Here is a 6,508-nt window from a genome sequence, read left to right as displayed (position 1 = left end):
GGAACAGGAGAGGCTTGCGACTCGACTCCATCAGTATCGCCAATTTCAGGAATCACACGCTTCTTGAATTCGAGCCAGGCCACTCCATTACCAATATTTATGGCAGAAATGGTTCGGGAAAAACATCGATTCTTGAGGCGATCCATTATTGCGCTCTGACAAGAGGCTTTTCCGGAAATAACGATCGGGAGTATCTGAAGTTCGGGGAGGAGCTGTTTACCATCCGCTCCTCATTTACGAGTGGTCAGGGAATTGCTACTAAGGTTTCGATCACCTATTCACCGAAGAGGGAGAAGAGAATCCTTGTTAACGAACAGGAGCTTCAAACCTTTTCCAGCCATATCGGGACCATTCCGTGCGTGACCTTTACGCCACGTGAGATGGTGATCATCAACGGCGCACCGGCTGAGCGTCGTCGATTCATCGATACGGCAATTTGTCAGTATGATCGGAAGTATTTATCCGATTTATTGCTGTATAGGCGTATTTTACAGCAACGTAATGCCCTGCTTTCTTCGGAGCAGGATCCACGTGTTATTGATTCAGCTCTCGATGTTCTAACCGATCAACTCGTTGCTATAGCAACGGAAATTGTTCTGGTAAGAAAGCGATTTATCGAGCATTTTACTTCCATGCTTGGTGGTGTCTATCAATGGATCCCTGAAGGAGCTGAGCCATCAATTTTATATCAAAGTTCTCTTGGTCATCACGAAAATCTGTATGAAAAAGATAAGATACAGCAGGTTTTTAGAGAGCGTTTTGAAACGTTAAAGCAGCAGGAGTTACAACGAAGGCAAACGCTTGCTGGACCACATCGGGATGATCTGCAATTTTATCTAAACAAAAGAGAAATACGAAAATATGCCTCTCAGGGACAGCAGCGTGCATTTCTTGTTGCTATGAAAATGACACTGCAAGGCTATCTTTATGAAGCATCGGGTGAGATACCAATTACCCTTCTTGACGATCTGTTCAGTGAGCTTGATGAGGTGGTTTCCGGTACCATGGTCGAGACGCTTGCAACCAAAGGACAGGTGATCATCACCTCAACGGAGAAAAAAAAGGGGAAGGGTATAAGTTTTTTTTCTGTTGATGATTACAAGAGTAGTAAGGAGCCTTGATCATGAGTAAAGCAAAACCACCGAGAGAGCTTGGCGGGATCATAGCTGATGTTTTCTGTAAGATCGGCATGACGGAAGCCTATGATGAATACAAGACACTTCATGCTTGGAAAAACGTGGTCGGAGAAACTATTGCGAAGGTGACATCAGTAGAGAAAATGAAGGATGGAAATCTCTATGTGAAGGTAAAGAGCCCTTCGTGGAGAATGGAACTCAACTTCAGGAAAAGAGATATAACGAAACGACTCAATAAAGCTGTTGGATATGAAATGATACGAACGATTATCTTTAAATAAGATAAAATAGTAATCTTGAGAAAGAATTGAATAAAAGAATTATCAAAAAAAAGGGTCTGTAAGATAAAGTGTGTAAACGGTCATAGTTTCCTATCATTGAAAAAGGAGCAAAACTATGACCAGAAAGAAAAACAAGACCCCGGACATTCAGGGCGAGCTGATCGGGCAGCTTCTGCGAGAAAGCGGCAGCCCCCAAGCCCTTTTTGACAAAGGTGGCCTGTTCGACCAGTTCAAAAAGCGCTTAATCGAAAAGGCACTCGAAGGTGAACTGGATGAACACCTCGGCTATCCCAAGCACACCCCGATCGTCCCGAATAGCAGGAACAGCCGTAACGGTTACGGCAGTAAAACGATCAGTTCACCATCCACCCCCCGCGCGACCGCAACGGCAGCTTCGAGCCGCAACTGATCCCGAAGCGCCAGACGCGCTTCAAGGGCTTCGACGACAAAATCCTGGCCATGGACGCCCGCGGCATGAGCGTCCGCGACATGCAGGCCATGTTGCTGGAACTCTACCAGGTCGAAGTCTCCGAAGCGCTCATCAGCAGCGTGACCGACGCGGTGCTCGACGACGTACGCGCCTGGCAGAACCGCCCGCTCGAGGCGCTCTATCCCATCGTCTCTTTCGACTGCATTGTCGTCAAGGGCCGTCAAGACGGACGGGCCTGTAACAAAGCTGTTTATCTGGCCTTAGCCATCACCATGGATGGCCACAAGGAGCTGCTGGGACTGTGGATTTCGCAGAACGAAGGGGCCAAATTCTGGCTTAGCGTCATGACCGAACTCAAAAACCGAGGTGCAGTTGTGCATGGTGCACATGGTGCGCAACTCCGTCAAATACGTATCGTGGAAAGATCGCAAAGAGTTCTGTGCCGATCTGAAAACGATTTACGGCTCACCAACCGCCGAGGCCGCCGAAGTGGCATTGCGCCTCTTGGCCGACAAATGGGACGGCAAATATCCCTCAGTCAGCAAGCTCTGGCAGCGGCATTGGGAGCACATCATCCCGTTTTTCGATTATCTGCCAGAAATCCGGAAGGTCATTTACACGACCAACGCCATCGAGTCGCTGAACCGCTCGTTGCGCAACGTGCTGAAAACCAAAGGCTCGTTTCCGACTGATGAATCGATTATCAAGCTGATCTATCTTGCCATGCAGAATATTGCCAAAAAATGGACGATGCCAATCAAAAACTGGGGGGCGGTCATCAATCAGTTTTCCATTAAATTCGAGGGAAGGGTGCCTCTATGAAAACGACCGTTTACACACTTAGCTGAACAGGCTCAAAAAAACAACCCGGAATACTATCTAGTAATAATCAGTATTCCGGGTTGTTTTACCTTCTATGCTATAAAAAAAAGAACTATTTAATATTGCAGGTAAGATTGTACATCTCGATCATTTTTTCAGCAAATGCCTTTCCGAATTCCCTGCACTGCTCGAATTCAGGTTCGTGAGGCTGGAACTTGACCATCACGTTCTGGTCGAACACCTTGAGCTTGAGGTTAGCCAGGTTGCTCTCGATGATTTTTACTCCTTCACCACTCCAGCCGTATGAGCCGAACGCTGCGGCCAGTTTGCCACGGTCGCGCAACGGATTGAGCACGGCAAAAATGCCGTAGATCTGATGAACAATGTTCTGGTTGATGGTGGGAGAGCCGATGATGATTCCCATCGAATGCGCAATCTTCTCTTCAAGTTTCTCTGCCGACATGTTTTCGATATCACAAACATCAACGTTGAAGTCACACGCTGACCGCAAGCCTTCGGCGATCTTTTGCGCCAGCACCGAGGTGTTTTCATAAGCAGAGACATAGGCGATGAGAATGCTCTTCTCATTTGGCATGGCAATGGCGCTTTTAGCGTATCGCTCCGAAAGATCGACATATTTCTTCCAGTCCGAGCGCAGGATCGGTCCATGGCCAGGGCAAATGACTTTAATATCGAGTGGGCGTATTTTTTCGATCGCCTGAAGCATGTACTTGCTGAACGGCCTCAAAATGGCGTCAAAGTAGTATTTAAATGCGTCATCGAAATCACCACAGAGGTCATCATACATCGCTTCGTTGCAGTAGTGGCAGCCGAAGGAGTCGCAGGTAAAGAGTACCCTATCCTCCTCCAGCCAGGAGTAGATCGTGTCAGGCCAGTGCAGGTTTGGAGCACCAATGAAGTGAATCGTCTTGTTGCCGAGGTCGAGCTTGTCTCCATGCTTGACTACAAGATGTTTGAAGTCGTGGCCGGTCTGGTCACGCAGGAACTTGATGGCGTTACCGCTACCCACCACAGTGGCATTCGGCGCAACGGAGAGCAAGTTGTGTACGTTACCCGAGTGGTCGGGTTCGGTGTGATCGACGATGATGTATTCGATCTCTTCAGGATTGACCACCTTTTTCAATTTTTCGATATAGGTCGGCCAGAACTTCACCTTGGTCGTTTCAACCACCGTTTTTTTCTCGGCGTTGATGAAGTAAGAATTGTAGGTAGTGCCGTATTTGGTCTCCATGACGATATCGAAGGTGATCAGGCCCGGATCAAGCACGCCAATCCAGGAGACATCGTCGGTAATTGGAAGAATTTTATTATCGGTCATAATTTATATTTGTTTTTGTTGTGAAAAATCTGAACTTTAATGATTTATGATGATAAAAAGTTTAAACAATAATTTTTTAAAAGGGTGAATTCTCACGATACAGATCACCGGTTTCATGATGTCTAATCTCTTTTATCACTTTGATTCCTTCAGGAGAAAACGCAAAAAGTGTATCTGCTGAAAAGATTGAGCTGAAATCCTGAGGCTTGAAGAATGGGAGAAATTTCTGAGCGTATTCATCGAGCCGTTTCAGATAGAAACCAGTGTTTTCATCAGGTTGTTCCTTGTTCCACTCTTCGGCGAGTCGCCCGTTCTCAACGAACGATGCCGGATTGCCGGTGCCGGCAACATAATAGGTGATTCGATCGCCCTTCGCAATTTCCAACCCCTGTCGAAGTGCAATTTCGTAGGTGATCGATTTGGAGCGCTTACCGGCCCGTACATCGGAGACATACTGATCGAGGGTGGTTTTCATCGATTCTGTTCGGGAAAAATCGCTGATATGGAGTCGATGATTTATCAGATCGTTGCGATACTTGACGTAGAGGTCATGAAGTCCCTGGATGTCATCATTGAGGAGCAGGATAAATCCCTCTCTTACGAAGTCCCGGCCGAATTTTTCACCGCTTCTGCTCACGAATGCAGATCCTTTCAGCTTCAGTTTTTCGTTGTAATCGAGAAGGGCATAGTTTTTCTTCATGTAGGAAATCATTTTCTTGAAGCGGCCGTCAAAACCGATTCTTATTCCCTGCGGCATGGTGGATGAAACTTCACAGACCAGCTGCCGTTCCTCCTCTTCGGTAACCACGTAGGGTGGGGGAACGAGAAAGATGCCATCGGTATCGACTTCGATTACTTTGGCGCCACGTGATTCGAACTCGCGGATCATTTTTTTAGCGATCTCCTGTCCTTTGGTTGTGACGCGGTCAGCTTCCTCAAAATCGTTGAACATGCCGTTGCCGAAGCCGAGATAACCGTACATGGCATTGATGATGATCTTGAAGGAGGATTGCATGGCATCGAAATTGTACGACAGCGAGGCGTTGCCGCGTTCCTTCTCCTCTTCAGCGCGCTTTTTTGCTGCAAAACGCAACTCTTTCAGATCCTTCAGGATAGTTGGAAACACTTTGAGCGAATCGGATTTTGGGCAAACATCGAAGGTGAGCATGATCGAGGGATAGAGCGATTCGACGTCTGCATAAACGATTGGCCCGAGAATGCCTTTGATAAACACTTCGGTAAAGCCGCCAGTCTGTTGCTGCCCAATCGATGGACGAGGGATGGAAACTTTGCGCTTCAGATACTCCCGGATTATGAGGGCCTCGATCTTTGCTGCTGGCCCGAGCCTCGCGGTATTGGCGTAGCTGTATGGTACCATACTGGTCATGCTAAAGTTACTACCGGAAAGCAGCGCCGCCAGTTCACGGGTTTCTCGCACATCGTCGAGCGCGTAGGCCAGAAGGGTTTCGGGATTGTCGTCCCAGGTGCTGGCGATGTTTTTGTAGTCGACATAGGTACGGTTGGGCGAGGCGAAACCGAAGAATTTGGCGACCGCTTTCAAACCGTAGCTCGGAAGCGTGTGTTTCGAGATATCGTAATTCTGGACAAGGAAGTAGGTGTCGATTACATGCCTTCCGGGAATGTCGCAGAACTGGAAATCGGCCGATCGCTCGGCAAAGCGGATCGTCGCAGGATAAGAACGTGGCACCAAGCCGTTGCGGCCGATAGCGAATCGTACACCGTTCAGTTCACATCGGCGCTGAAGGTAGGGAAGATCGAAACCGAAGATGTTGTGCCCTTCGATCACATCCGGATCTTTCTGACGGATGATGTGTACGAGCTCTTCGAGTAGATCCTTTTCAGATCTGCCTTTAGAGTGAATGACATGCTCCCAGGAACGGTTGTCGCTGAGCGAGACGATGATGATCGGGTCTTCGCCGATACCTTTTCCTTTTCGCTTCTTGTCGGGCTGATAGTAGGTCTCGATATCGAGCTGTAGGCGATGAAGGTCGTCAAACAGCATTCCCTTGAAAAGGGTTTTACCGGTCTGCATCAGGTACTGGCTGATGGCATCGCCCGGGCTGTAGGTCAAATGGCTGTGAAAGCTTGAGCTGTTCTGGGAATCACTCCTTGAAGAAGAATCCTGAGAACTGGAGTTCACAAAGTCGAGCGCCGCGCGATAATTTTTCCAGCTTCTAAAGATGGCGAGATACCGGTAGTAGTTTGTGCCGTCAAGCGGGATCAGCCAGAATTTTTCTTTGTTAAAGGGGATAAAACCTTCAAGCAGTTCATTGTCTGAGAGAAAAAAGAATGGATAGAATGGCTCATCTCGATGGGTGACAACATCCGTTTTTCTGAAAAACAGCCGTATTTGCGAATCATTAAGCTGGTACGCTCCAACAATGTTCTCTTCGGGGTCTTTACCGAAAAGCAGTTCATTCTCGAAAGAAAAATTGACAATGTTGTTCATGGTACCAGAGAGCAAGATTGAATACATGTT

4 protein-coding genes and 1 pseudogene are annotated in these 6,508 nt (G+C 47.7%); 3 read left to right on the top strand and 2 right to left on the bottom strand.

What is annotated here, in order from left to right:
* Positions 1–14 precede the first annotated feature (14 nt).
* From recF to AYT24_RS10365, 3 genes and pseudogenes are all read left to right on the top strand, one after another.
* The gene (gene recF, locus AYT24_RS10375; protein ID WP_010933935.1) at positions 15–1,121 is read left to right on the top strand and encodes a DNA replication/repair protein RecF; all 1,107 of its coding nucleotides are present in this window, start codon (positions 15–17) and stop codon (positions 1,119–1,121) included.
* A 2-nt stretch (positions 1,122–1,123) separates the two neighbouring features.
* Positions 1,124–1,417, top strand: a complete 294-nt coding sequence (locus AYT24_RS10370) for a DUF721 domain-containing protein (protein WP_164927182.1) — start codon at positions 1,124–1,126, stop codon at positions 1,415–1,417.
* Positions 1,418–1,532: 115 nt separating this feature from the next.
* Positions 1,533–2,669: pseudogene (locus AYT24_RS10365) on the top strand (transposase).
* Between the two features lie 112 nt (positions 2,670–2,781).
* On the opposite strand, the gene AYT24_RS10360 reads toward AYT24_RS10365, so the two are convergent.
* Together AYT24_RS10360 and AYT24_RS10355 are read right to left on the bottom strand one after the other, a co-directional pair.
* Positions 2,782–4,008 (bottom strand): FprA family A-type flavoprotein, encoded by a 1,227-nt coding sequence (locus tag AYT24_RS10360; RefSeq protein WP_010933933.1) that lies wholly within the window; start codon positions 4,006–4,008, stop codon positions 2,782–2,784.
* A 76-nt stretch (positions 4,009–4,084) separates the two neighbouring features.
* Positions 4,085–6,478 carry a DNA polymerase domain-containing protein gene (locus tag AYT24_RS10355; protein ID WP_164927300.1) on the bottom strand — a complete coding sequence of 798 codons (2,394 nt, stop codon included), beginning with the start codon at positions 6,476–6,478 and terminating at the stop codon, positions 4,085–4,087.
* Positions 6,479–6,508: the final 30 nt, after the last annotated feature.

The organism is Chlorobaculum tepidum TLS (assembly GCF_000006985.1).
Taxonomy (GTDB): domain Bacteria; phylum Bacteroidota; class Chlorobiia; order Chlorobiales; family Chlorobiaceae; genus Chlorobaculum; species Chlorobaculum tepidum.
This window is presented reverse-complemented; position numbering and strand designations above follow the sequence as displayed.